This is a genomic window from Magnetospirillum gryphiswaldense MSR-1 v2, assembly GCF_000513295.1.
Taxonomy (GTDB): Bacteria; Pseudomonadota; Alphaproteobacteria; order Rhodospirillales; family Magnetospirillaceae; genus Magnetospirillum; species Magnetospirillum gryphiswaldense.
This window is the reverse complement of the sequence record NC_023065.1, coordinates 2,792,816-2,818,822: the sequence shown is the minus strand read 5'-3', so window position 1 is coordinate 2,818,822 and position 26,007 is coordinate 2,792,816. Positions and strand designations below refer to the sequence as shown.

At 62.4% G+C, this 26,007-nt stretch carries 26 protein-coding genes and 1 other RNA gene; 9 read left to right on the top strand and 18 right to left on the bottom strand.

Features of this window, described 5'->3' with window-relative positions:
• Positions 1-36: 36 nt before the first annotated feature.
• Positions 37-2,757: a FecR domain-containing protein gene (locus MGMSRV2_RS13345; RefSeq protein WP_024080888.1), complete on the bottom strand. Its 2,721-nt coding sequence runs from the start codon at positions 2,755-2,757 to the stop codon at positions 37-39.
• Between the two features lie 227 nt (positions 2,758-2,984).
• Here MGMSRV2_RS13345 and MGMSRV2_RS13340 point away from each other — a divergent pair, with 227 nt between their 5' ends.
• On the top strand, positions 2,985-3,491 hold the full coding sequence (locus tag MGMSRV2_RS13340; protein WP_024080887.1) for a TIGR00645 family protein: 507 nt from the start codon (positions 2,985-2,987) through the stop codon (positions 3,489-3,491).
• Between the two features lie 4 nt (positions 3,492-3,495).
• Positions 3,496-3,765 carry a hypothetical protein gene (locus tag MGMSRV2_RS13335; protein WP_024080886.1) on the top strand — a complete coding sequence of 90 codons (270 nt, stop codon included), beginning with the start codon at positions 3,496-3,498 and terminating at the stop codon, positions 3,763-3,765.
• Positions 3,766-4,009: 244 nt separating this feature from the next.
• On the opposite strand, the gene MGMSRV2_RS13330 is transcribed toward MGMSRV2_RS13335, so the two are convergent.
• Together MGMSRV2_RS13330 and MGMSRV2_RS13325 are read right to left on the bottom strand one after the other, a co-directional pair.
• Positions 4,010-4,804 (bottom strand): M23 family metallopeptidase, encoded by a 795-nt coding sequence (locus MGMSRV2_RS13330; protein WP_024080885.1) that lies wholly within the window; start codon positions 4,802-4,804, stop codon positions 4,010-4,012.
• Between the two features lie 4 nt (positions 4,805-4,808).
• Positions 4,809-5,828 carry a COX15/CtaA family protein gene (locus tag MGMSRV2_RS13325; protein WP_024080884.1) on the bottom strand — a complete coding sequence of 340 codons (1,020 nt, stop codon included), beginning with the start codon at positions 5,826-5,828 and terminating at the stop codon, positions 4,809-4,811.
• Positions 5,829-5,897: 69 nt separating this feature from the next.
• On the opposite strand from MGMSRV2_RS13325, the gene MGMSRV2_RS13320 reads away from it, so the two are divergent.
• From MGMSRV2_RS13320 to MGMSRV2_RS13310, 3 genes are all read left to right on the top strand, one after another.
• Positions 5,898-7,241, top strand: a complete 1,344-nt coding sequence (locus MGMSRV2_RS13320) for a TldD/PmbA family protein (RefSeq protein WP_024080883.1) — start codon at positions 5,898-5,900, stop codon at positions 7,239-7,241.
• Between the two features lie 90 nt (positions 7,242-7,331).
• Positions 7,332-7,691, top strand: a complete 360-nt coding sequence (locus MGMSRV2_RS13315; RefSeq protein ID WP_024080882.1) for a hypothetical protein — start codon at positions 7,332-7,334, stop codon at positions 7,689-7,691.
• Between the two features lie 245 nt (positions 7,692-7,936).
• A complete protein-coding gene (locus MGMSRV2_RS13310) occupies positions 7,937-9,610 on the top strand; it encodes a diguanylate cyclase domain-containing protein (protein WP_024080881.1) in 1,674 nt (557 codons plus the stop codon).
• A gap of 2 nt (positions 9,611-9,612) precedes the next feature.
• On the opposite strand, the gene MGMSRV2_RS13305 is transcribed toward MGMSRV2_RS13310, so the two are convergent.
• The 6 genes from MGMSRV2_RS13305 to MGMSRV2_RS13280 all read right to left on the bottom strand — a co-directional run bounded on the left by MGMSRV2_RS13305 (position 9,613) and on the right by MGMSRV2_RS13280 (position 14,408).
• On the bottom strand, positions 9,613-10,416 hold the full coding sequence (locus MGMSRV2_RS13305) for a hypothetical protein (protein ID WP_024080880.1): 804 nt from the start codon (positions 10,414-10,416) through the stop codon (positions 9,613-9,615).
• Between the two features lie 41 nt (positions 10,417-10,457).
• On the bottom strand, positions 10,458-12,167 hold the full coding sequence (locus MGMSRV2_RS13300) for a diguanylate cyclase domain-containing protein (RefSeq protein WP_024080879.1): 1,710 nt from the start codon (positions 12,165-12,167) through the stop codon (positions 10,458-10,460).
• A 68-nt stretch (positions 12,168-12,235) separates the two neighbouring features.
• Entirely contained in the window at positions 12,236-12,958 is a 723-nt protein-coding gene (locus tag MGMSRV2_RS13295) for a response regulator (RefSeq protein ID WP_024080878.1), read from the bottom strand.
• A gap of 95 nt (positions 12,959-13,053) precedes the next feature.
• Positions 13,054-13,584: an ArsR/SmtB family transcription factor gene (locus MGMSRV2_RS22330; protein ID WP_024080877.1), complete on the bottom strand. Its 531-nt coding sequence runs from the start codon at positions 13,582-13,584 to the stop codon at positions 13,054-13,056.
• Positions 13,585-13,737: 153 nt separating this feature from the next.
• A complete protein-coding gene (locus MGMSRV2_RS13285; protein ID WP_024080876.1) occupies positions 13,738-14,037 on the bottom strand; it encodes an ATPase inhibitor subunit zeta in 300 nt (99 codons plus the stop codon).
• 17 nt (positions 14,038-14,054) lie between these two features.
• Positions 14,055-14,408 carry a winged helix-turn-helix transcriptional regulator gene (locus MGMSRV2_RS13280; protein WP_024080875.1) on the bottom strand — a complete coding sequence of 118 codons (354 nt, stop codon included), beginning with the start codon at positions 14,406-14,408 and terminating at the stop codon, positions 14,055-14,057.
• A 112-nt stretch (positions 14,409-14,520) separates the two neighbouring features.
• On the opposite strand from MGMSRV2_RS13280, the gene MGMSRV2_RS13275 reads away from it, so the two are divergent.
• The 4 genes from MGMSRV2_RS13275 (at position 14,521) to MGMSRV2_RS13260 (ending at position 19,464) form a co-directional block, all read left to right on the top strand.
• Complete coding sequence (locus MGMSRV2_RS13275) at positions 14,521-15,522, top strand: zinc-binding alcohol dehydrogenase family protein (protein ID WP_024080874.1); 1,002 nt, start codon at positions 14,521-14,523, stop codon at positions 15,520-15,522.
• Positions 15,523-15,616: 94 nt separating this feature from the next.
• Positions 15,617-17,419 (top strand): translation elongation factor 4, encoded by a 1,803-nt coding sequence (lepA, locus tag MGMSRV2_RS13270; protein WP_041633627.1) that lies wholly within the window; start codon positions 15,617-15,619, stop codon positions 17,417-17,419.
• 733 nt (positions 17,420-18,152) lie between these two features.
• Positions 18,153-18,689: a molybdopterin adenylyltransferase gene (gene mog, locus MGMSRV2_RS13265; protein WP_024080872.1), complete on the top strand. Its 537-nt coding sequence runs from the start codon at positions 18,153-18,155 to the stop codon at positions 18,687-18,689.
• Between the two features lie 85 nt (positions 18,690-18,774).
• Entirely contained in the window at positions 18,775-19,464 is a 690-nt protein-coding gene (locus tag MGMSRV2_RS13260) for a c-type cytochrome (RefSeq protein WP_024080871.1), read from the top strand.
• A 134-nt stretch (positions 19,465-19,598) separates the two neighbouring features.
• Here the strand turns inward: MGMSRV2_RS13260 and rpmB are convergent, their stop codons facing one another.
• From rpmB to MGMSRV2_RS13215, 9 genes are all read right to left on the bottom strand, one after another.
• Positions 19,599-19,901 (bottom strand): 50S ribosomal protein L28, encoded by a 303-nt coding sequence (gene rpmB / locus MGMSRV2_RS13255; RefSeq protein ID WP_024080870.1) that lies wholly within the window; start codon positions 19,899-19,901, stop codon positions 19,599-19,601.
• Positions 19,902-20,035: 134 nt separating this feature from the next.
• Complete coding sequence (locus MGMSRV2_RS13250; protein ID WP_234016272.1) at positions 20,036-20,554, bottom strand: protein phosphatase CheZ; 519 nt, start codon at positions 20,552-20,554, stop codon at positions 20,036-20,038.
• 144 nt (positions 20,555-20,698) lie between these two features.
• Positions 20,699-21,682 (bottom strand): methylmalonyl Co-A mutase-associated GTPase MeaB, encoded by a 984-nt coding sequence (gene meaB, locus MGMSRV2_RS13245; protein WP_024080868.1) that lies wholly within the window; start codon positions 21,680-21,682, stop codon positions 20,699-20,701.
• A 10-nt stretch (positions 21,683-21,692) separates the two neighbouring features.
• Positions 21,693-22,028, bottom strand: coding sequence for a hypothetical protein (locus MGMSRV2_RS13240; RefSeq protein ID WP_024080867.1), 336 nt, complete (start codon positions 22,026-22,028; stop codon positions 21,693-21,695).
• Between the two features lie 115 nt (positions 22,029-22,143).
• Positions 22,144-23,787: a chaperonin GroEL gene (gene groL, locus MGMSRV2_RS13235; RefSeq protein WP_024080866.1), complete on the bottom strand. Its 1,644-nt coding sequence runs from the start codon at positions 23,785-23,787 to the stop codon at positions 22,144-22,146.
• 36 nt (positions 23,788-23,823) lie between these two features.
• Positions 23,824-24,111, bottom strand: coding sequence for a co-chaperone GroES (groES, locus tag MGMSRV2_RS13230; protein ID WP_024080865.1), 288 nt, complete (start codon positions 24,109-24,111; stop codon positions 23,824-23,826).
• A gap of 188 nt (positions 24,112-24,299) precedes the next feature.
• Positions 24,300-24,398, bottom strand: an RNA gene (gene ffs / locus MGMSRV2_RS13225) — signal recognition particle sRNA small type.
• 59 nt (positions 24,399-24,457) lie between these two features.
• On the bottom strand, positions 24,458-24,781 hold the full coding sequence (locus MGMSRV2_RS13220; protein WP_024080864.1) for a c-type cytochrome: 324 nt from the start codon (positions 24,779-24,781) through the stop codon (positions 24,458-24,460).
• Positions 24,778-25,800: a hypothetical protein gene (locus MGMSRV2_RS13215; RefSeq protein ID WP_024080863.1), complete on the bottom strand. Its 1,023-nt coding sequence runs from the start codon at positions 25,798-25,800 to the stop codon at positions 24,778-24,780. The genes MGMSRV2_RS13220 and MGMSRV2_RS13215 overlap by 4 nt, the downstream gene beginning before the upstream one ends.
• Positions 25,801-26,007 lie beyond the last annotated feature (207 nt).

Genomic DNA, 26,007 nt, shown 5'->3' with positions numbered 1-26,007 from the left:
GGGCGATTTTTCCTTGGCGGTGGTGGGGCATGGGGGTCAGACCATCACGATGTCGGTATTGTTGAAATTGGCGTCGGCTTCAGCATCCAGAACGGCGATGTCCACCGCTGGCGTCCCTGCGTCGGCGCGGTTGGCATCCCAGGCCAGTGTGCTTTTGCTGTTGCTGTTGGCATACATGACCAGCAAACCGCCGGTGCCCAAGGTGCCGCCGGCGGTGCTGACGGCGGCCAGTGCGGTTTCGGCGTCGGCATAGGTCTGGCCGGTCAAAAGGACGAAATTGATGCCGGTCAGATCGGCGGAGGAGAAATTACTGTCGGGCAACAGGCTATAGAAGCTGACATCGATGGCGGAATTGACGGTCATGGCTGAAGGCAAGGCAGAAAAATCGGCCATGTTCAGCACGATAGTGTCGTCGTTGTGGGAGAAACTGGTGATGATGTCGCCGAAATCGGTGGTCGCCGCGTATTTATAAATATCGGCACCATCGCCGCCAGTCAGGGTATCAGCCCCGCCGCCACCGATCAGGGTGTCGTCGCCGAGACCACCCACCAGACTTTCGGCCGCGCTCGAACCGGTGATGATGTCGTTGCCGGTGCCCCCGGTTACCGTCTCGACACCGCTGACCCCGATGGTCTGACCGCCGGCAGCCAGGGTGATGCTGTCGGTGCCGCTGCCGCCGATCACCGATTCCACCCCACTGACCTCGACGGTTTGACCGCCGGCAGCCAGGGTGACGATGTCGAGGCCGGTGCCGCCGGTTACCGATTCGACCGCGTTGATGGTGATGGCATTGACGCCGTCATCCAAGGTGACGCTGTCGGAGCCGGCGCTGCCGCTGATGCTGATATTGGTCAGCGGGGCCTCGGCGGTGAAATGGGTGCCGCTGCCCAAAAAGTACATATTGTTCACATTGTTCAGGCTGGCGGAATGGTTGCCGGCATCCACCAGATAAAGCGCATTGGCACCGGCGCCCATATTGATGTTGTCGCTGCCCATGTTGCCGGTCAGCGTCCAGTTCTGGTCGCCGTTCTGCAACAGCCAGTGGGCTTCGCTGAACTGGGTTTCACTGATGGAATCGATGTTACCGCTGAGGGTGATGCTGGTGGCGCCGCTGCTGCCGATGGCGAAGGTGTTGTCGTCGGTGGTCTGGGATAGATTGATGGTTTCCACCCCGGCCACCCGCCAATTGGCGTTGGGGCCGGCGGCGGCCAAGGTCAGCGAATCGCCATCACCGCTGGTGTAATCGATGAAGGTGTCGCCGGTGGATAGGGTGGAGTTGGCGGCGATGGTGACGGCGTCGGCGGTGTTTTCCACGCCGACGATATAGTCGGTGACCCCATCGGTGACGGTGATGGTGGCGGCACCACCGGTCAGGTTATGCTGCTGCATCGGCTGGCTTAACGCCTCGTCCTCGATCTGGTCGATCATGTCCTGCAAGGCCTCGTCGATGATCTCGCCGATTTCAAAGCCGAGTTCACCGATCAACTCACCTAGATCGAACTCACCGGGGCCGAACTCTCCGAACGGGTCGGGGCCGAATTCGCCGAACAACGGCCCGTCGTCGCCCAGCATCTGTTCGAACAGATCGTCGATTTCGTTCATCATGATCTGGCCGTCTTGGCCGAACAGTCCCAGATCGGTGCCCAAGGCCTGGGCCAGATCGTTCAATGATCCGAACAGATCGGTTGCCTCTTCACGCGCCGCCTCGCCTTCGGCATTCAGCGCATTTTCGGCCTCGGCCTCGGTGGCGGCCTGCTCGGCGGCGGCTTTTTCCGCCGCCTCGGCTTGGGCTTGTTGCTGGGCTTCGGTGGTGGCGTCGGCCTGACGCTGTTGCTGTTGCTGTTGAAGCTGTTCCGGCGACGGCGGCGGCGGCAGCGCCTGCAAGGTGTCGCCGTATTGCTGCTGAATCTGTTGCGGCGACAGGATCACCGGCGGCGGCGGCGCGGTGAAGGCGCTGGTGAACTGGGTGGTGGCGCCCGGCTGGCTCAGCATCTGGGTGCCGGCTTGGTTGCTGACCGACATCTGGCCGACATTGCCGTCGGCATCGGGCAACAGCGATACGGTGTTGTTCTGGCCTTCCGGCCCGGCAACGCCGGCGCCGGTGGTCCCGCGCACGCCGATATTGGCCACCGGCGTCTTCAATTGCATGGCGTCGGGCACGGATTTGGCGATGGTTCCGCTGGAAAACGAGAACGACCCGCCCTGGATCGCCAGCACTTCCTTGCCGCCGCCGCCGGCTGCGTCGGGCAAGGTCATCTCGTCGACGCTCATGCGGCCATTGCCGCCCAAGGCAAAGGTCGAGCCGTCGTCGAAGGTGATGCCGACCTTGCCGTTGCCGCCGGTGCTGATGATATCGCCGACCTTGACCGCGTCGCCGTTTTTTACCGCGTCCTGGGTGCCGTCGGCGTGACGGACCTGGACCTGGCCGACGGCGTTGCTGACGGTACCGATGGCCGGCGCCGCTGCCGCGCCGCCGGCTTGGGCGTATTGCCCCGGCGCCAGCGGCCCGGCCAGCCGGACGGCCCAGTCGCCGGTCACCATCATGCCGCCATCGTCCACCAGGGCGGGCGGATTGGGCAGATCGAAATAACCGGGTACCACCATGCTGACGCTGTCACTGCCGGTCAGCAGCAGATCGCCGCCGTCACGGCTGAGATCGGCGCCGTCCAGCCAGTCGGCACCGGGAACCCGGATGTGGTCGCCGGTGGCGGAGAGGACGACAGGATCACGGAGCGAGGCGCTGGTTTGCGTAAGCATGAGCTGGTCTGCCGAGAAGTGATGCGCAGGCGTGCCCGAATCCAGGGTTGTTTCAAGTGGGCGCCAAAATTCTACACCAAATGGTATGTGCTGGAAATTGAAACATAACTTTAGTTTTAGTTTGTGGCCCTTCGATCCATTAACCGCAATGAGTGTAAGAAGCTTGCTGCCCCTTGCCAGCTCTGCCGCAGCGCGGTAATGACAAGTCGAGGGAAGGGAGAACCATCATGATCGAGCGCGCCATCGAGGGATTTCTGTTTTGGAGCCGCTGGCTGTTGGCCCCGCTCTATATGGGGCTGACCGTCGTCCTGATATTCTTCGCCTTCAAGTTTTTCCAGGAACTGATCCATCTGGTGCCACTGCTGCCGCAGATGGTCGAAGCCGACCTGATCCTGACGGCGTTGGGTCTGATTGATCTGGCCCTGGTCGGCAACCTGCTGATCATGGTCATCCTGTCAGGCTACGAGAATTTCATTTCCCGCATCGACCAGTCGGCACAAACCGAAAAGCTGTCGTGGCTGGGCAAGGTCGACGCCGGCACCTTGAAGATCAAGGTGGCCGCCTCCATCGTCGCCATCTCCTCGATCCACCTGCTCAAGGCCTTCGTCAACATCCTGTCCATTCCCAACGACAAGCTGATGTGGCTGGTCATCCTGCACATGACCTTCGTCCTTTCGGCGCTGATCCTGGCTTATGTGGACAAGCTGGCCTTTGCCGCCCATCGGGACCACTAAGGCCATGGGCGCGGGTGAAATCAATTTCCTGGCTCTGCCCTTGGTGGCGCTGCTGGCCCTGGTGGGGGCGCCGTGGGCGTTTCGCCGCGCCGGTTTTTTGTGGGGCAAGGTGGTATTCGGCTCTTTGACCGTGGTGTTCGCGGCCTTGGGCTCCGCCGGCATCATCATCTCGGTGCAGCACAAGACCGGATTGTCGGCGCTGCCGCTGGCCTGGCTGGTGCTGCCGGCGCTGATTTTCGCCCTTTACCGCATCAGCCGGATCAAGGCTGAGTAGCCGTCGCCCGTGGAAAAGTCCCTCGGCTTCGCCTCAGTGTACTTTTCCCCGATTTGATGTGTAAGCCCGTGCTCAAGCAAGCTTTCCGCGCGGGCTTTACCTTTTCTTCCGCCATCAGGAGAACCTTGTTCGCCTGATGGCGGCAAAAGAAGAAAGTGAAAAATAGGTGCAGGGCCGTCCCAAGCCTATTTTTCTCCGCTTCAATGAACGGGGAAAAGTACACTGAGCGAAGCGAAGGACTTTTTCACGAGCAGCAAGGCAGCACGGCCAATACCGTTTCCGGGTCCAGGCGCACATCCAGCCACGACGCCCCCCAATGCAGATGCGGCCCGGTCGCCCGACCGCTGGCCCCCACCGCGCCGATGACCTGGCCCTTGGCGACGGTCTGACCTTCGGTCACATCCATGCGCGACAGATGGGCATAGACGCTTTGCAAGCCCAAGCCATGGTCGATCATCAGCGTCTGGCCGGTGAAGAACATGTCCGGGTGGGTCAAGGTGACGATGCCGTCGCCCGCCGCCCGCACCGGCGCACCGGTGATGGCGGCGATGTCGGTGCCGGAATGGGGGGCGCGGGCTTCGCCGTTCAACACCCGCTGACTGCCGAACACGCCCGAGACGATGCCGTCGGCGGGGGCGGCCAGACCGGCCAGGAACAGGGCGCGCGGTTGGGATTGCTGCCGACGTTCGGCGATCAGGCGGTTTTCCGCCTGGATGCGGGCCAGTTGCGCCGGGTCGGGACTGACCTTGGCCGCCGGCAGGCCGTCGATGCGCTGGATTTGCCAGTCGCGCTTGGCGATGGGCAAAATCCGGGTTTGCGTGCCGATGGTCAAGCTGGCGGCAGGGCCGGCATCGCGACCGAACCCCAGGAGGAAACGGCCCTGGTCATCGGTGGGGACGGCCCGTCCGTCCAGGCTGATGGCGGCACCGGGCGGGGCTTGGCCGATGACCAGCCCGCCTTGCTCCAGCTTGCCGCGCAAATCCCCGGCCCAGGCTGGCCCCACGGCCAGCAGCAGCACAAAACCCAATACACGGCGCATGTTCCTATCTCCGAACCGAGAACAGCGCCCATGTTAGCAGAGCAACCAGCACCACCGCGCCCCCTTGATGCAGTGCAGCCAGAACCAATGGGGCGCCGTGCAGCAAGGTGGCGATGCCCAGTCCGGCCTGAACCTGGACCCAGGCGCCGGTCAGCAGCAGCGGGCGCGGTCCATGGCGACGCCAGCTCCATGCCGCCAGCAGCGACAGGCAGGCCCAGGCGGTGATTGCCAACACCCGGTGCACATATTGTACCGAGGCGGCATCGGTGATGGCGTTGCCGAGCGGCGGCGACGGCAGCCAGCCGTCTTGCATCAGCGGAAAGGTATTGTGGATGCGCCCCGCATCCAGTCCGGCGACCAGGGCACCCCAGCTCATGGCGGCCAGGGTCAGGGCGGCGACCAACCACAAGGTGGTGAACAGCAGGCGGTGGCGTTGGCGGGGGTGATCCCGCAGCGCCAGGGCACACCAGATCAGCGCCGCCAGGATGACCAGGGCCAGCAGCAGATGGGCGGCAAGGCGGAAATGACTGACCTCGGGACGGTCGGCCAAGCCGCTGGCCACCATCAGCCAGCCCATCACCCCTTGGCCGCCGCCCAGGGCCAGCAGGGCCAGCAGGCGCGGCAGCCAGCCCGCCGGCACCATGCGCCGCCAGACGAACCAGACCAGCGGCAGGGCGAAGGCCAGGCCGATCAGCCGCCCCCACAGGCGATGGATATATTCCAGCCAGAAAATGGATTGATAGCCGGCCAGATCCATCTGGGTGTTGATCAGTCGGAATTCCGGGCTTTGCCGGTAAAGGGCGAAGGCTTCCTGCCATTGGCCGGCGTCGAGGGGCGGCAGGATGTGGTGGGGATTCCATTGGGTCATGGACAGGCCCGATCCGGTCAGCCGGGTCAGCCCGCCCAAGGTCACCATCACCGCCACCATGGCCGCCACCATCAGCAGCCACGCCGCCAGGATGCGGCGGTGGCGATCCTGCGGGTGATCCAGGTCATGGGCGGCGGCATCTCTCATTTTCGGCATATGGGGCGGGGTTCCCACGCTGCCAAGCCCGTGCTAGCCTTGCTGCCCGTACCCGTCCCGGAGGAAGTCATGTCCACTGCCGATACCCTGTCTTTGCTGGATGGGCTGGTGGCGCAGGCCCGCCGGGCCGGTGCCGATGCCGCCGACGCGGTGGCGGTGGACAATGTGTCGTTGTCGGTGGGCGTGCGCCTGGGACAGCTGGAACGCATGGAACGCTCGGAAGGCGCCGATATCGGTCTGCGCGTGCTGATCGGCAAGCGTCAGGCCATGGTGTCGTCGTCGGACCGTTCGCCCGATGCCTTGGGTGAGTTGGTCGACCGCGCCGTCGCCATGGCTCGGGCGGTGCCGGAAGACCCCTATGCCGGTCTGGCCGATCCGTCGGAACTGGCGCGCGAATTTTTGGATTTGCAGGCCTGCGATCCTGGCGAACCGTCGGCGGAAATCCTGCTGGAGATGGTCAAGGCGGCCGAGGATTCCGCCCGCGCCGTGCCCGGCGTGACCAATTCCGAGGGGGCCGAGGCGGGCTGGGGCCGCTCGGCGGTGGCCTTCGTCGGTTCCAACGGCTTTTCCTTTGGCTATGCCGCCACCTCGGGCTCGTTGTCGGCGGCGGTGCTGGCCGGCGATGCCGAGCAGGGAATGGAGCGCGATTACGATTATACCCAGGCGGTGTTCATGGCCGATCTGCGCGCCCCCGAGGATGTGGGCCATCAGGCCGGACGTCGTGCCGTCCGTCGTCTGGGCGCGCGCAAGGTCAAGACCTGTCAGGTGCCGGTGGTGCTCGACCCCCGGGTCAGCCGCGGTCTGGTCGGGTCATTGGCCGGGGCCATCAACGGCGCCGGGGTGGCGCGCGGCACCTCGTTCCTCAAGGATAAGATGGGGCAGCGCCTGTTCGCCCCCGGCATCCGCATCGTCGACGATCCGCACCGCCTGCGCGGCCTGCGCTCGCGCCCCTGCGATGGCGAGGGCGTGGCCACCCGCCGTCTGAACGTGGTTGAAGACGGGGTGCTGACTTCGTGGTTGATGGATTGCCGTTCGGCCCGCCAGTTGGGTTTGAAAAGCACCGGCCATGCCAGCCGCGGCACCGCCAGCCCGCCCAGCCCGTCGGCCAGTAATTTCTATATGGAAGCTGGGGCGGTGACGGTGGCCGAGATGATCGGCGACATCCATGACGGCTTCTATATCACCGAGCTGTTCGGCCAGGGCGTCAATGGCGTCACCGGCGATTATTCGCGCGGTGCCGCCGGTTTCTGGATCGAGGCCGGCGAAATCGTCTATCCGGTGTCGGAAGTCACCGTGGCCGGCAATCTGAAAGACATGTTCCTGAATTTGACTCCGGCCAGCGACCTGGAGTTCCGCTATGGCGTCGATTGCCCGACCGTGCGGATCGACGGCATGACCGTGGCGGGGCGTTGAGTCTCTTCCCAAGGTCTTAACCATTTGGTAAGACTCATGGTATCGGTTCCTCGCCAGAACGGCGAGGGCAGGGGATAGGGAATTCGCGCCATGTATGCCAAGCTTGCCATTGCCGCCGCCATCGCCGTGTCCGTCGGCGCCTGTGCCGTGCAGCCCTATGAGAGCGGCATTTCCGGGCATTCCCCCGCCAACTTCAATTACAAGTCCGACGGCGAGAATGCGCGTGCCCTGCTGGCGGCGTCGGAAAGCGGCAAGGCCCAGACCTGGGCGGTGTCGGAGAGTTCTTACGGTGCGGTGTCGGCCAGCGGCCCTGCCTATCCCGACCGGGCCCGCCGCCAGTGCCAGCCGTTGAAGCATGAACGTGACGGCGCCGCCCGTCAGGTCACCGCTTGCAAGGGGGCCGATGGTACCTGGGTCGTGGCCGAGTGGGTGCCGGACAAGGGCGAGTGATTGCTGTTTTTCCGGTGAGACGTATCGAGGCCCGGTCAGTTTGACCGGGCTTTTCTTTTGCCTTCGTAAATGTTCCGTGAATGAATCGTAGACAGCATTGAAATCTGTTGTTGCTCCATTCTTATTGTTTGCGACGTATTCAACTAAATGTTTGTGCATTTGCATTGTTACTGCTGAAAGTCGCCTGGAAAAAAGTATATAGTTAATACCATCGTTTGGTGTTGCTGTTGCGGCCAGGGGTCTTGATGGGCATTCGTGAAAAGTTTGTACTGGCCGTGATGATCGGTGTTGCTGCCTTCATCGCTTTGTTCACTCTGTCGCTGCTGGAACAGCGCAAGGTGGTCCTGGCCGCTTACGAGGCGCGCAACGCCAGCGTCGTCGACCTGACCGTCAGCATGCTGCAACAGATCGATGCCCGGCGCCTTGAAGGTCAGATGGACCTGAAGGCGGCCCAGGATCAGGCCAAGGCTACCCTGCGCGCCCTGCGCTATGATAACGGCGATTATATTTTTGTTCTGGGATTGGATGGCGGTTTCATCGTCAATCCTGGCTTTCCCCATCTGGAGGGCACGGTGCCGCGTGACCTGGTGGACGTCGAGGGGCGTCCCCTGCTGTCCCGCCTTGCCGACGTTGCCGCGCAGGGGGTGGGCACGGTCCGCTATCGCTATCCCCGCGTCCATGGCGGTGAGTCGGTGGAAAAAACATCGGCGGTGCGCCTGTTCGCGCCGTGGGGCTGGGTTGTCGGTTCCGGCGCCTATGTGGACGACGTCCAGACCATGTTCGCCAAGCGGGCCCGGCAATTCGCCATGGTGGTGGTGCCCCTGGGGCTGGTGTTGATCGCCGGGGTTTTCTGGCTGGCGCGGTCGGTAGCCGTGCCTTTGCGCGATCTGGTGGCGGGGGTGCATGCCATTCGCCGGGGCGATTTCGACCGCGACGTATCGCACACCGATCGGGCGGATGAGTTGGGGCAATTGGCCGAGGCGGTGGAATCCTTACGTCAGGTAGCGGTGATGGCGGACGAGGTCCAGCGTTCGCGCGAGTTGATGGCCAAGGTGTTCGATACCAGCCGGGAAGCGGTGCTGATCACCGATCACAGCGGTCGGATCGTTCTGGCCAGCGCCGCTCTTTGCACCATCAGCGGTTATGCCGCCGCCGATCTGGTCGGCCAGAAGGCGTCGATCTTGAAGTCTGGCCATCACGACGACGAATTTTTCGCCGATATGTGGAGCCGCCTGATCAATGGCGGTGCGTGGGAAGGCGAAGTGTGGAACCGCCGCGCCAATGGCGAGGTGCTGGTGGTCTACGAGCGCATTTCCGCCATCCGCGACGATTCTGGGCGCATCCTTAATTTTGTCGCCATCATGCATGACGTGGTTGAACACAGCCGCAATCAGCGCGGCGCCCGTTTCCTGCCCATGCATGACCCGTTGACCAATCTGGCCGATCACGACCTGCTGGCCGAACAGGCGTCCAGGATGCTGGCCAAGGCGTCGCGCACCGGCCGTCCGGTGGCCTTGCTGGTGGTGGACGTGGATGATTTTGCCCAGGTCAATGCCGCCCACGGCATGGTTGCCGGTGACGAAATCCTGCGTTTCATCGCGCTTCGGCTGATGAAGGTGGTGCGTGGTGCCGACATGGTCGCGCGTTTGGGCGGCGACGATTATGCCGTGCTGATGGAGGATTATTCAGGGGTGGCTGAAATCCGCGCCGTCGCCACCCGCATCATCGAGGCCATGCACGCAGCCCTTAGCGTCGGCGACAGCAAGATCGGGATATCGGTGTCGGTGGGTATCGCTCAGGCGCCGCAGGACGGGCGGGGTTTCACCCAGTTGTTGAAGGCCGCCCGCGCCGCCCAAGGCCTGGTCAAGGCCGGGGGCGGCAACGGCTTCCATCTGACCGGCCAAGACGTGGCGGCGTAGGTTCAGCGTTTGCGCTTTTGCAGCCGTTCGGTGCGGCGCGGCTTGTCCGGCTGTCCCTCGGTGTCGTCGGTTTCCGGTGCCGGGCGGCCCAGGCGCGGGGCTTCGACGCGCAGCCGCAGCCAAACCTTGGCGAAATAGGCCGAAGATACCGTCAGGGCAGCGAAAGACAGGACGAATTGCACCAGACCGGCAGCGATTTCGGTGCCTTGGCCAGCCGGCAATTGTCCGACCAGATCGGCCCAGGCCAACGAGATGACCAGGAAGGGCAGGTTGGCCAGCACATAGCCGAAACCGACGGAAATGCCGCCGGCCAGGGTCATTTCCTGCAACGATGCGCCGCTTTTGCCCTCACCGCGCTGGTAAAGGGCGATGTGCGGCAGGATCAGGAACATGATGCCGATCAGCAATTGAAAGGCTTCCTGCACGGCGATGCCGATGATCTTGCCGCTTTCCATATCGGCCAGGCTGGAGCTCAGCAGCAGGATCGGAAAGCTTTCGAAACCCAACAGCAATTGATAGGCCAAGGCCCACAGCAGATGGCGCAGGCCGATGCGGATGGCCACCGGCCGGCCCGGCTCCTCCCCCAGGGCGACGAAGCGTTGCCAGGTGACGGCAAAGGCGCCGAAGGCCAGTCCGTTCAGCCCGAAGGGGATCAATCCGCCCCCGGGCAACCCCAGGCCGACGGCGAAATGGGCGGCCAGTGCCAGCACGAACCAAGGCGCGATGGCGCGCAGCCAGGGGCCGGGCTGTTCAAGCGGCAGGAAAAAGGATTGGGCCAGTTCGGTGGAATAACGGTTCAGGCTCATGGGGATGGGGTACCCTTGACGACGGGAGCGACACCATACCCTTATCCCTCGACCGATACCAGCACCTGCCCCGGTTGGGCAAAGGCGAAGCCGCCACGGCCCTGGTGTTTGGCCTGATACATGGCGGTATCGGCGGCGACCAGCAGGGTCGCGGGGTCGGTGCCGTCGCGCGGAAACAGGGCGATACCGATGCTGACGCCGATGGTGACCGACTGGTGGTCGATATTGAAGGGCTGCGCCAGCGAGTCGACCAGCTTGGCGGCGATGCGGGCGACATCGTCGGCGGCCGCCAATCCTTCCACCAGCACGACGAATTCATCGCCGCCCAGTCGCGCCACCACGTCGTCGCCGCGTACCGCCGCCTCGATGCGCTTTGCCACCCGCTTCAACACTTGGTCGCCGGCGGCATGACCCAGGCTGTCGTTGACCGGCTTGAAGCCGTCCAGGTCCAGGTACATCACCGCCGCCAGCGACGAACTGTCAGCGGCGATTCGCACGGCGTCAGCCAGCCGGGCCTCGAATTGGGCGCGGTTGCAAAGTCCGGTCAGCGAATCGTGTTCAGCCCGCCAGCGCACCCGCGCTTCCCGCCGTTTGCGGTCGGTGATGTCCATGAAGGTGGCCACATAGCCATCCATGCGGCCATCGGGTTGGCGCAATTGGGTGATGGACAGGGATTCCGGGTAAATGGCGCCGCTTTTGGTGCGGTTCCATATTTCGCCATGCCATTCCCCGCTTTCCCGCAATTCGCGCCACAAGGCCTGATAAAAGCTGTCGTCGTGGCGGCCCGAAGACAAAATATCGGGGGTCTTGCCCACCACCTCGTTCAGTGAATACCCGGTGATGCGAGCAAAAGACGGGTTGACCATGATGATGCGGTTGGCTTCGTCGGTCAGCATCACCGCTTCCGAGATATGGTCGAACACCGTCTTGGCCTGGGCCAGCACCCGGTCATGGGCCTGCCGCGCTTCCTCGCGCTGGATCAGGTGTTGCCGGAACACCGCCATGGCCCGGGTCAGGTCGCCGATTTCGTCGCCCCGGTTGGTTTCCGGCACCTCGACGTCATGGCCTTGGGCCAGCAGACGCATGGATCGGGTGATCCTGCCCAAGGGCTTGGTGATGGACTGTCCCAGCACCCAGGCCAAGGCCATGCAGACCAGCAAGGCCAGCCCGGCAGTGAGGCCCCAACCGACGGCTCCCTGGCGCCAGGCCTGGTGCAGATCGTCCAGGTACAGGCCCGATCCCACCACCCAGCCCCAGGGGGCGAAGCGTTCCACATAGGATATCTTGGCGCCAATCTGGCCGGTTTTCGGGTCGGGCCAGGAATAATGGACGAAGGTGCCGCCAGTGCCGTTGGTGCGGTCGACGAACTCGCGGAACAGATAGCGGCCATCACTGTCGGTGAAATCGGAAACGTCGCGCCCCATCCAGCTTCCCATGGGGTGCCAGATAACCCGGGGCTGCAAATCATTGATCCACAGATAATCACCCTGGCGAGCCGACATGGCGGCGACGGCGTTGATGGCGCGGTCCATGGCCTCGCCCTGGGTCAAGGCTCCGGCGCGGACCATGCCGTCCAGGCGGTCCATATAGCCCAAGGCGCCCTGGACCAGCATGCGACTTTGATTCTGCCGCTCGATCAGCAGGCGATCGTGCAGCGCGTTCAGGCCGCTGGCACCGATCACTCCGGCCAGAGCCAGCATGGTCAGGGCAAGGGAGTAAAGGCGCAGTCTGATGGAGACACGCTCGAACATCGCTCACCCCCATGTGAGCTCTTATACCAGAGGTTATATTGCCCAGATTAACCGCACGGGGGAAGAGGTTACTTGCCGGCCTCGAAATAGCCTTGAACCAGCATGATCTGCTTGATCAGGTCGTCGGCGGAGATGGGCTTGGTCAGCACCTTGGAGGCGCCCATCTGCCGGGTGATTTCGTGCGCCTGCTCGTTCTTGTCGCCGGTCAGGATCAGCACCGGCTTGCGGTTGTTCAGATTGGTCTTGTCGGCCCGCAATTCCTTGAGAAACTGGCTGCCGTCCATTTTTTCCATGTGCAGGTCGCACAAGATGACGTCGGGATCGACCTCGCCCGAACGCAGCATCTCCAACGCCTGGGCGCCGTCGGTGGCTTCGGTGATCTGGGCGGGGTTGGCCTTGGACAGCAGCTTCTTGATGATATTGCGCATGACCTCCTGGTCGTCGATGATCATCACATGCATACCGGGCGAGCCGATCTGCATGGACAAAGCGGCGCCATCCTTGAACTTTTCCACTTGCTTGGACACGTCCTTGGGCAGCGGCACCTTGTGGGCGCGGCAATGATCGGTCAGCGACTGCCCCACATCCTCGCGCGAGAAGGCGAAGCGGGTCTCGACCCCACCGCGCGTGGCGGCGAAGGTCACGGTCAGGGCCACATCCTGGGCCGGGTCGAAACTGATGGCCATGGGTGGCACATCGGGCATGGCCTTGCCGGTGCGTTCGCCATAACGACGCATGGCGTCGAGAAAATCGGCACGCGGGAAAACGAGGACACGGCGTTCCAGAATCATGCAAAAATCCCCAGACACCCAAATATCAAGACGGATGATCGGGGTGATAACGCGTCCGACGACAAAACGCCAGACGCGTTATGTGACGTCCAACTTCAGTCTGACTTGGTGGTCAGACAGCCAAAACCGCGCAAGACGGTCAGTACCTCTGGTGAGTACAGCGAATAGTAAATGCGGGTGGCGTCGCGGCGCGTGCGCACCAAGCCACCGATGCGCAGCTTGGCCAGATGCTGGGACAGGGCCGACGGGCGCAGGCCCACGGCTCGGCGTAATTCGCCGACGGAGCGTTCGCCCTGGGCCAGTTCCACCAGCACCAGCAGCCGGTGATGGTTGCCCATGGCCTGCAAGGCGGCGGCGATCCGTCGCAAATTGGTGGGGCTGGACCCGGAACCGGACAACATCTTCGGCAACACTCCCGCTTGGCTCAACTCGGCCAAGGCGCTGCCGACCTCGCCCTCGCTCAAATACAATCCCTGATCCAGCGCGCGTTCCCGCAATTCTCCGGGGTTGAGGGTGATCAGCGGACCGGAAAACACCAGTCCGGCCACCAACAACCTTTCCCGCGTCGGCATCAGCCCGGCCTGACGCAGGGCGGCAACGGCTGTATCCATTCCTTGGGTCGTCATGAGTTCCTCCACCTGCTCTTTGACGCGGATGATAGTCATTCGCATTTGCAGATGGCAAGGGGTTTTTTATCGCTTTTTGATGAAGTTCCAAAACGGACGAAGCCGAAGAGGGCTGCCCTCTTCGGCTTCGTCGATCGGAAAGGCATAGGGTGATCAGTGTTTGTCCGGATCCTGATGGTGCAATTGCCGCCCGGCCTCGTGCAGCAGGTGGGACAGCTTTTCCCGGATTTCGTGGATATCGACCTTGCCGCGCAAATCCTTGCCCAGGCGTTGGATCAGCTTTTCGTCGCCGTCGCCATCGTGATCCTGAGCGTGGGCGTGGGTCAGATCGTGGGCGTAATCGCGGGCGGCATGGCCCAGCAAGCCCAACAACTCCGCAGCCCACAATCCGGCCATGCGGTTGCGCCGGTCGCGGGCCGTGGGGGTGGTGTCGGTTTTGGACTGGAACAACATGACGTTCTCCCCCTTGGTCAAGCGGCCGACGAGTGCAGATGATTGGTGGACCCGCCATGGGTATCGCCCCACGTCTTCAAGGCCACCACCACCGGGCGCAAGGTCTCACCCAGATCGGTCAGGCAATATTCAACCCGCGGCGGCACTTCGGCATAGACCGTGCGCAGCACCAACCCGGCGTCTTCCAACTCGCGCAATTGCTTGGTCAGCATACGCTGGGTGACGTTGGGCAGCTTGCGGCGCAATTCGCTGAAGCGATGCACACCTTCCAGCAGGTGATAGAGCACCACGCCCTTCCACTTGCCGCCGATCTTCTCCAAAGTCGCTTCGACCGGGCAGCCGGGTGAGCAATCATAGACCTTGTGCGCCATGGAAAACCTCAATGGTATCTTTTTTGATACTATACACCAAAAATGTGCATTCTTGCGAGATGGATCAGTAAAGGTCCATATATGGCGCACCCCAGTCAGCGGAGCCCAACTCATGCGTGCCATCGCTTATCGCCACAGCCTGCCCATCACCGATCCCGCCGCCTTGGAAGATGTGGACCTGCCCGATCCGGTCGCCCAAGGCCGTGACCTGCTGGTGCGGATCGAAGCCATCGCCGTCAATCCGGTGGACACCAAGGTGCGTCGCAATGTCGATCCTGGTGGTGCCGTCAAGGTTCTGGGCTACGACGCCGCCGGCGTGGTCGTCGCCACCGGCCCCGAGGTCAGCTTGTTCAAGGTCGGTGACCGGGTGTTTTATGCCGGTGCCCTCGACCGCCCCGGTACCAACAGCCAATTGCATCTGGTCGACGAACGCATCGTCGGCCCGATGCCGGCCAGCCTGGATTTTGCCGCCGCCGCCGCCATGCCGCTGACCTTCATCACCGCCTGGGAATTGCTGTTCGACCGCTTGGGCGTCACCGCTGAAGATACGCGCAGCCTGTTGATCATCGGCGGTGCCGGCGGGGTGGGGTCGGCGGCCATTCAACTGGCCCGGCAATTGACCGGCCTGACGGTGGTCGCCACCGCCTCACGCCCGCAAAGCCGGCAATGGTGTCTGGATTTGGGCGCTCATCACGTTATCGACCATGGGCAGGATCTGGTCGGGCAGTGGCAAGGGCTGGGTCTGGGCGGCGCAGGCCTGATCCTGGCCCTGACCAACACCGACCAGCATCAGGCGGCTCTGGCCGAGATCATTGCCCCGCAAGGGGCGTTGGGGTTGATCGACGACCCCAAGGGCTTCGATATCGGCCTGTTCAAACGCAAGGCGATTTCCATCCACTGGGAATTCATGTTCACCCGTTCGCTGTTCCAGACTGACGACATGATCGCGCAGCACACTTTGCTGAAGCGGGTGGCTGAACTGGTTGATCTGGGGGTGTTGCGCAGCACCCAGGCGCAAAGTCTTGGTCCCATCGATGCTGCCACTTTGCGCCGGGCTCATGCCCTGATCGAGGACGGTCATGCCATGGGCAAAGTGGTGCTGGCCGGATTCTGAAGGGACAAAGGGCGGAGCGGTGCGCTCCGCCCTTCCCAAAAGTCGCGCAAGGCCCTATGTTCCCTCGATTCATCCGGCCTTGCATAAGAAGTCCATGACCAAGCTCGAGCACATCCGTAACTTCGCCATCATCGCCCATATCGACCACGGCAAGTCGACCCTGGCTGATCGCCTGATCCAGCAATGCGGCGCCGTCGAAGCGCGCGACATGAAGGAGCAGATGCTCGATTCCATGGATATCGAGCGCGAGCGCGGTATCACCATCAAGGCCCAGACCGTGCGCCTGGCCTATCAGGCCAAGGACGGCAAGACCTATCAGTTGAATCTGATGGACACCCCCGGCCACGTGGACTTCGCCTACGAGGTCAGCCGCTCGCTCGCCGCCTGCGAAGGTTCGATCCTGGTGGTCGATGCCAGCCAGGGGGTGGAAGCGCAGACCCTGGCCAATGTCTATCAGGCGCTGGATGCCGGTCACGAGATCGTGCCGGTCTTGAACAAGATCGACCTGCCGGCGGCGGAGCCGGAGCGGGTCAAGCAGCAGGTCGAGGACGTCATCGGCCTGGACGCGTCGGATGCGGTGATGATCTCGGCCAAGTCGGGTATCGGCATCGAGGACGTGCTGGAAGCTTTGGTCACCCGTCTGCCCTGCCCGGAAGGCGATGAAAAGGCCGATCTGCAGGCGCTCTTGGTGGATTCCTGGTATGACGCCTATCTGGGCGTCATCATCCTGGTTCGCGTCAAAAACGGCGTTTTGAAGCGCGGCATGAAGATCCGCATGATGGCCAACGGTTCGGCCTATGAAGTGGATTCGGTCGGTTACTTCACGCCCAAGATGATCAAGGCCGACGCCTTGCGTCCGGGCGAGATGGGCTTCATCACCGCCGGCATCAAGGCGGTGGCCGACACCAATGTGGGCGACACCATCACCGACGACAAGAAGCCCGCCGCCAGCGCCCTGGCCGGCTTCAAGCCGTCGATCCCGGTGGTGTGGTGCGGCCTGTTCCCCATCGACGCTGCCGATTACGAGGATTTGCGCGATAGCCTGGCCAAGCTGCGCCTGAACGACGCCAGTTTCCAATACGAGCCGGAAACCTCGGCCGCCCTGGGCTTCGGCTTCCGTTGCGGCTTTTTGGGTCTGTTGCACCTGGAAATCATCCAGGAGCGGCTGGAACGCGAGTTCAACCTGGACCTGATCACCACGGCGCCGTCGGTGGTCTATCACATCCACATGACCAACGGCTCCATGCAGGAACTGCACAATCCCGCCGACATGCCCGACCAGGGTCTGATCGACCATGTGGACGAGCCGTGGATCAAGGCCACCATCATGGTGCCGGACGAATATCTGGGCTCGATCCTGCAATTGTGCACCGAACGGCGCGGCCAGCAGCTTGACCTGACCTATGCCGGCAACCGTGCCATGGCCGTCTACAAGCTGCCCTTGAACGAGGTGGTGTTCGATTTCTACGATCGTTTGAAGTCGATTTCGCGCGGCTATGCCAGCTTCGATTACGAGATGGATTGCTACACCGAAAGCGATCTGGTCAAGGTGTCGATCCTGGTCAACCAGGAACCGGTCGACGCCCTGGCCTTCATCGTCCACCGCGCCAATGCCGAAAGCCGTGGACGCGGCATCTGCACCCGTTTGAAAGAGCTGATCCCGCGCCAGATGTTCCAGATCGCCATCCAGGCGGCCATCGGCGGGCGCATCGTCGCGCGTGAATCCATCAGCGCCCTGCGCAAGGACGTGCTGGCCAAGTGCTATGGCGGCGACGTCAGCCGCAAGCGCAAGCTTTTGGATAAGCAGAAGGAAGGCAAGAAGCGCATGCGCCAGTTCGGTCGCGTCGAAATCCCGCAAAGCGCCTTCCTGGCTGCGCTCAAGATGGGCGACGACTGACGCTACCCCCTCACCGCCTGCTTGGGGTTGTGCCAGAAGCAGGCGGTGGGCGGTAGCATAACCGGGTTGCCAGGAGAATTCGGTAACGACGCACTGGCCTGGATAGCGGGTGAAATCGATCGACCCGACTGTGGTGCCGAGTGCGTCCGCCTCCAGAACGTGCCGACGCATGAAGGTCGGACGGATCGCCACTTGACGGGTGGTTGTACTGGCATCGCGCGTGCCGACAGCCCAAGGGAGCGTCTCGACACTAGCGCTTTGGGGCTGTTGATCGAAATGCCGGAACTGGGAAGCTTGGTGCCAGGCTAGGCCACCAGTCTGGCCGGTCACGCGGCAATCCAGGCGATGGGCGGGAAGAGCCTTCATTTGCGGCGGGTGAGCCGCTGTCCGCCCTGGTCGCCATTCGGTTCAATCCCGATTTCAAGGCCCAATACACCCAGCTCACTGGGGCGGAAAAGCTGGCGAAACTCGCCATAACCGCAATCATAACCTCAATTTCGGGCACAGCCCCCAAACCACGCAGCGCTAGCCAGACTTGCTTGGTAATCGTCTCTGCAAGACGCAAGGAAATCAACGGCCAGAGGGCCGCGACTTCACGTTTTTCTTGACCCCAACGACTTGCCAACGAATACTATTCAAGTTGTGCACTTCGGTCACGATTCTGCCTGTATTCAGTAAGCTGGTGTTATCTCACCCGCCCCACTCCCTTGCCATTCCTGACCAGCGAATACCCATGACCGGACCATTTCCCATCGGTGTCGTCACCATTTCCGATCGTGCCTCGACCGGTGTCTATCAGGACCTCGGGGGGCCGGCCATGGTCGAGTGGCTAGGCAAGGCCTTGGTGTCGCCATGGCATCCGGTGGCGCGCCTGATCGCCGACGAACAGCCGCTGATCGAAGCCACCTTGCGCGAACTGGCCGATGTCGAGAAATGCGCTCTTATCGTCACGACCGGCGGCACCGGCCCATCGCCACGCGACGTCACCCCCGAAGCGACCGAGGCGGTATGCGACAAGATGATGCCGGGTTTTGGCGAATTGATGCGCGCGGTCAGCCTGAAGGTGGTCCCCACCGCCATTCTGTCGCGGCAGACCGCCGGCATCCGCGGTCAGTCGCTGATCGTCAATTTGCCAGGAAAGCCTAGCGCCATCGCCGATTGTCTGGAAGCGGTGATGCCGGCCATTCCCTATTGCATCGATCTGATCGGCGGACCGTTCCTGGAAACGGATCCGACTTTCTGCAAGGCCTTCCGCCCCAAAGCGAAATAACGATCGCTTGACCGCACTCAAAGTCCGCCGCGTCGCTTTCGGGCGACAACCATGATCGGCTTTCCTGTGGTGGGATGAACGGATCATGCGTTTGGCGATGGTGACGATTGTGGTGGCAACCGGACTGGTCTGCACGGCCTGGGCACAAAAGGCCCCAGAGCCGCGTCAACTGCCCAATGGCAAGACCTGGACCTATGATGCCGATGCCGGACGCGACATCATGCGGACCTGTGCCGCCTGCCATGGTGAATTCGGCGGCGGCGGTGGCGGCGGCGTCTATCCACGTATTTCCGGTATGCACCCCGACTACATCGCCGAGCAATTGCGGGCGTTCAAATCACGAGCACGCGAAAACATCCCGATGATTCCCTATGCCAATGACAGGGAATTGCCGGAAAAAGACGTGCTCGACGTGTCTTATTATCTGGCCGCCATCACCCCGCCAAAGCATCCCCCGTCCGACGACGTGACCATGGATGCCTTCGAGCGACTGACCCTGGCCAAGCAGGCCGTACAGATATCTCGACAGCCTGGGGATATCGCCGCCGGCCAAAAATTATACGATGCCGATTGCATGGAATGCCATGCCCGCGATGGCCTGGGCCGGGTGAAAAAGCCGCCCCTGGCTCAGCAGCATGTCCCCTATTTGCGCACCCAGATCACTCTGTTCCTGACCGGGCAACGCAAGCACGAGGATGTGGACGAGTTGATGCGGCCCAAATCCGCCAAGGACTGGGACAATCTGTGGGCCTATGTATCGACCTTGGATGATTGAAACAGCCTGGTGGAACCAAGGCAAACTACGCTCATCGCCAGTGGCGAGCACAGATTTGATCCACGGACCACGGACGTCGTACAAAAAAGCCCGGCATTCGCCGGGCTTTTTCGTATCGTAAGTGCTGACGTCGATTAGACGGCGGCGGCCTGCTTGGTGGCCAAAGCCTTGGCGACGCGCTTCTTCAGGCGACGGGCTTCGTCGGGCAGACGGGAATCATTGGTGCCCAGCAGGAAAGCATCCAGACCGCCATTGTGTTCAATGGTCTTCAGGCCACGGGTCGAGACCTTCAGGCGAACCATCTGGCCCAGCGCGTCGGACAGGACCGAGGTTTCCTGCAGGTTGGGCAGGAAGCGGCGACGGCTCTTGTTGTTCGCGTGGCTGACGTTGTTACCGGTCAGAACGCCCTTGCCGGTGATGGAGCAACGACGGGCCATGGTGACATCCTCTCTTTGTTCGCTTGGGGCGCACGCAATCGGCGCCACAGGTAATCCGGGTCCAGGCAAAGCCGGGAAGCCGCGTTTTTAAGGGGCCGAAGCCCTTTCGTCAAGCGGATTCAGACTCGTTTCGTTCAGCCGAACAGCTTGTCGATGTCATCTTGATTGAACATCTTGTCGACGTCGGCCTGGGCCACCCCCTGGCCGGGCAATTGCGGCCCATTCAGCAGCTTCTTGTCGGGGTCTTTTTCTTCCTTCAGTTCCACTACCACCTTGGTCAGTTCATCGCGGCCCCAGGTGATGATGATGGAATTGATGCGCTCTTCCACGAATTTCATGGAATTGACCACCTTGGTCACCCGCTGGCCGGTGATGTCCTGGAACGAGCAGGCCTCGAACACCATGTTTACCTTGTCGGTGACGGCGTCGAAGATGGCCTTGAGCTTGGGATCCTCGGTCAGGGCGCGGGCGTCGTTCATCAGGGTGTCGACGCCCTCGACGCTTTCCATGATGGTGTTGGTGGCGCCTTCGGTGGCGTGGATGATCTCATCCAGCTGTTCCGACATCGAGCCGAAATGGTCGGGCGCCCCCGGCGGGTTCAGCGCCGCCAGCTCCTTGCGGATGCGCTGCAAGTGGCCGAACAGACCGACCATCTCCCTTTTCAGAATAAGCAGGTCTTGGGCAGAAACGGGGGGGGACGAGGGCATTGTCAGTCCTGAATTCCGGCTAGGTGCAAACGCAGCATATCTTGACTGGTAAGACAACGCAAAGCGACTGACGCATACGTATAAAATCAGCTAGTTCCCATGGCGGAAGGCCTTGATCAATCGCCGTGCCGCCGCGCCGGGGGCCATGCGTCCGGCGGTGACCTCGCGTTCAAGCGCCGGCAATTGGGTGGCGACACTGGAATCGTCCTTCAGTGTTTGCAGCAGGGTTTCGTTGATTTCGTTCCACATCCAGGCGTGGGCCTGTTCCGCCCGTCTTTCATCGAAGCGCCCGATGGCTGCCATGGTCTGGCGGTAGCCGCCGATGGCGGTCCACACCTCGGCGATACCGCCGCGTTCCAGGGCCGAACAGGTCAGCACCGGCACCGTCCAGGCGGCGCTGGCCGGGGTCAGCAGGTGCAGGGCGTTGGTGTAGTCGCGCGCCGCCCGTTTGGCCGCCACCGCCAGATCGCCATCGGCCTTGTTGACGATGATGGCGTCGGCCAGTTCGACGATGCCTTTCTTGATGCCCTGCAACTCGTCGCCACCGCCCGGCACCAGCAACAGCAGGAACATGTCGACCATGTCGGCCACCGCCGTCTCGCTTTGGCCGACGCCGACGGTTTCCACCACCACCACGTCGAAGCCGGCGGCTTCGCACACCAGCATGGCTTCACGCGTGCGTCGCGCCACGCCGCCCAGGGTGCAGCCCGATGGGCTGGGGCGGATGAAGGCGCGGATGTCGCGCGACAGATCCTCCATGCGGGTCTTGTCGCCCAGGATCGAACCGCCCGAGCGCGGGGACGACGGGTCCACCGCCAGCACCGCCAGCTTATGGCCCTGTTCGACCACATGCAGGCCGAAGGCCTCGATGAAGGTGGACTTGCCGGCTCCGGGCACGCCGGTGATGCCGATGCGGATCGAACGCCCGGCCTGGGGCAATATCTCGTGCAGCAGGCGTTCCGCCGCCTCGCGGTGGTCGGCGCGGGTCGATTCGATCAAGGTGATGGCACGGGCGACCGAGCGGCGGTCGCCGGCCAGCACGCCTTGAGCCAGGGCGATGGGGTCGGTGGACAAGGGCGGCTTCCTATTTCTTCTTGTTGCTGTCGGGGGGGCCGTCTTCGCGCATCAGCGCGGTGATGGCCATGGCCACCAGCTTGGCCCGGCTCTCGTCATCCAATTGGTCGAGAATCTGGCGTTTGGCCCGCTGTACCTTGAGCGCGTTCTGGATCAGCGCCTGGCGTTCCGGGGTGACGAACTGGCCGACCTGGGCCTGCATGCGGGCGATGTCGTCGTCGCGGCTGGACGAAGCCGGAGCCGGCTTGGCCACCTTGGCCGCCGCTTTGGGCGCCATCTGCTGGGCGCGGCGTTCGATGGCCGCCTGGGCGTCTTTTTCGAACTTGTTCTTGAAGAATCCAAACATGCTTTTCCTCGCCGCGCAGGCCTTAAGCTTACGCCAAGCGGGGGGCAAAGAAAAAGCCCCCTTCCCAGGGGAAGAGGGCTTTTCCGACACGAAGGCCAAAGTGAACGGACTTTTATTAGAAGTCCATGTCACCCATGCCGCCCATGCCGCCGCCGGGCATGGAAGGACCGGAATCCTTCTTCGGCTTCTCGGCGATCATGGCTTCGGTGGTGATCAGCAGGCCGGCGACGGAAGCGGCGTCCTGCAGGGCGGTGCGGACCACCTTGACCGGATCGATGATGCCGGCCTTGATCATGTCCACATAGGTGCCGGTCTGCGCATCGAAACCGAAATTGGTGTCGGTGGCTTCCAGCAGCTTGCCGGCGACGACGGCACCGTCATGACCGGCGTTTTCGGCGATCTGACGGACCGGCGATTGCAGGGCGCGACGAACGATGTCGATGCCGACCTTCTGGTCGTTGTTAGCGACGGCGATGCCGTCAAGGGCGCGCACCGAGTACAGCAGCGCGGTGCCGCCGCCGGGGACGATGCCTTCTTCGACCGCCGCGCGGGTGGCGTGCAGGGCGTCGTCAACGCGGTCCTTGCGTTCCTTGACTTCCACTTCGGTGGCGCCGCCGACCTTGATCACGGCCACGCCGCCGGCCAGCTTGGCCAGACGTTCCTGCAGCTTTTCACGATCGTAGTCCGAGGTGGTTTCCTCGATCTGCGCGCGGATCTGCTTGCAGCGGGCTTCGATGTCGCCACGGGCGCCGGCACCGTCGACGATGGTGGTGTCTTCCTTGGTGATGGTCACGCGCTTGGCGGTGCCCAGCATTTCCAGGGTGACGCTTTCCAGCTTGATGCCCAGGTCTTCCGAGATGACCTGGCCACCGGTCAGGATGGCGATGTCTTCCAGCATGGCCTTGCGGCGATCGCCGAAGCCCGGGGCCTTGACGGCGGAAACCTTGAGGCCGCCGCGCAGCTTGTTGACCACCAAGGTGGCCAGGGCTTCGCCTTCGACGTCTTCAGCGATGATCAGCAGCGGACGGCCCGACTGCACCACGGCTTCGAGCACCGGCAGCAGCGGCTGCAGACCCGACAGCTTCTTTTCGAACAGCAGGATGTAGGGGCTGTCCAGTTCGCAGGTCATCTTTTCGGCGTTGGTGACGAAATACGGGCTGGAATAGCCGCGGTCGAACTGCATGCCTTCGACGACGTCCAGCTCGGTCTCGAAGCCCTTGGCTTCTTCGACGGTGATCACGCCTTCGTTGCCGACCTTGCTCATGGCTTCGGCGATCTTGGCGCCGATGTCACGCTCGCCATTGGCCGAGATGGTGCCGACCTGGGCGATCTCTTCGTTGGTCGAGACCTTCTTGGCGCGGCTCTTGACGTCGGCGACGACGGCTTCCACGGCCAGATCGATGCCGCGCTTCAGATCCATCGGGTTCATACCGGCGGCGACGGCCTTGTTGCCTTCGCGCACGATGGCCTGGGCCAGCACGGTGGCGGTGGTGGTGCCGTCACCAACCAGATCGGCGGTCTTCGAGGCCACTTCGCGCACCATCTGGGCGCCCATGTTCTCGAACTTGTCCGACAGCTCGATTTCCTTGGCGACGGAAACGCCGTCCTTGGTGATGCGCGGGGCGCCGAACGACTTTTCGATGACGACGTTGCGGCCCTTGGGGCCCAAGGTCACCTTGACGGCATCGGCGAGAATGTCCACGCCGCGCAGCATCTTGGCGCGCGCTTCAGTGGAAAACTTGACTTCTTTAGCAGCCATTGTGTGAAACCTCTATCCGTTTAGCGGGAACGATTCTCAGGCCAGAATGCCCAGAATGTCGGATTCCTTCATGATCAACAGGTCTTCGCCGTCGATCTTGACTTCGGTGCCGGACCACTTGCCGAACAGGATGCGGTCACCGGCCTTGACGTCGAGAGCGACGATCTTGCCGTCTTCGCCGCGAACGCCGGAGCCAACGGCGATCACTTCGCCCTGCATGGGCTTTTCCTTGGCGGTATCGGGGATGATGATGCCACCAGCGGTCTTTTCTTCCGCGTCAAGGCGCTTCACCAGCACACGATCATGGAGCGGGCGGAACTTCATATAAAAACCTCCGTCAATGCGGTTTGGTTCCAGGAATGGATATACCGGCGGGAGCCTTGTTGTTAGCACTCACCCCCGGCGAGTGCTAACCATCTAGGGAGACTGCCCAAAGGAGTCAAGCGACAAACCGACGATTTTTCGCGGCTGTCGACTAAGTCCCTGATTGGTATGAATTTTCTGGAATTGAGGGTGGGAGACCGGACAACGACCCGAACCGGAAATCGTTACGGCTGCTTCCTTCCGGACCTGACCGGGTTGGCGACAGGCTCGTCCATCGCCGATCTCCCGGCGGGAATATCGGGGCAAGCGGTACTGATTGCAAGGACAAAGCGACCGGACGTACGGCTTATTTCAGCGACAAAATCCAGCTGACCAGTTTGCGGATGTTTTCTTCCGGCACGCGTTTGTTGGGCGACATGGGCACCGTGCCCCAGGCGCCGGAGCCGCCGTCACGCACCTTGACCACCAGGCGCTCAAGCGCGCCGGCATCGTTGCGATAGCGCTTGGCGACGTCGATCCAGGCCGGTCCGGTGACTTTTTCGCGCACGTCGTGGCAGGCGGTGCAGCGGCTTTTATCGGCCAGTTCCAGCATGGCGGCGTCATCGTTCGCCGCCATGGCGGGGGTGGCCGCCAACAGGATGGCCATGGGCAAGGTCGGCCACGCCCTCATACGGAGAAGGTCTTTTCCGCCTGACGGATCTGGCCGATGCCCTGGATCATTTCCGAGGCCATGAAATCGGCGCGCTTGACCGGGCCGCCGCTATTGGGGCGGGGGAACATGCGGGCGAACGAGTTCATCTTCACCGTCAGTCCGCACAATACGGCGCCGATGGTGATGTGATAGCGCTCGATCAGGGTCTTGACCTGGCGGAATTCCTCCTGGTTCAGATTGCCCCACATTTCGCGCGTACGTTTCTCGAACACTTCCAGCCGCCCGGTGATGGCCGCCGACATGTTGTTGATGGTGTCCTCGATGGTGTCGCAGGTCTTCATCAGCCCCTGATCCTGCTTGAGCTGGAAATGGGTGCGGATGGGCTTCATGGCGTCGACACAGGCCGAGAAATAGGGTTCCAACCGGTCCAGGCAATGACGGAAATAGGACAGCGACAGGAAGGTGTCGCCGTAATCTTCCAAGAAACGTGGCACGTCCCAGATGTCGATGTTCAGGCTGGTGGCCATCTGTTCCAGTCGCTGGCGCGCCTTTTTGACGTCGGGGTCGCGGAACAGGTGCAGCAGGTCGTCATAGGATTCCACGTTCACCGCCTCGTCCGCATAGATCAGCTTCATCAGCGGGCGGGTGAACATCAGCATGTACTTGGTCAACTCGTTGGCCTTGTCGGGCGACAGCTTCAAGGCCGAGTAATCGTTGACCGGAATACCGTGCTCGCGCAAGGAGATGCGCAAGGAATAGACGTCGTAGCTGGGCAACAGCGCCAGGCGGCGCAAGATGGCGTGGTCGGGGTGCAACTCGTCCAGCGGCCAATTGAACATGCGCGGCAGGCTTTCGATGTCCACCTGCCCCGATCCGGTCTGCTCGTCGGCGAAGATTTCGATGACGCTTTGCAGGCGCACGTTCTTGATCAGCTTAGCGCTTTGCAAGGCCGGCGTTTCCAGCGGGATGATCGACAGCGGCAGCACGAACATGGAATCCATGTCGCTGTCGGCGATGGCTTTAAGTTCGTCGTCCATGGGCAGGCAAAACGTCCCCGATGAAAGTCTGATCATATTGCCGTGAAACGTTGCGGCGCGAAACCGCGAAAAGCAAATAGGACCGTGAAGATCGTACGATGATGTCGATATTATATGAGGAAAAATTAAAGTATGCGTTTATACTCGGCCTCAACAAAAGCCGGTATAACAAAAGCGCCGGTGCCAAAGAGGTTGGGGAGGATGAAC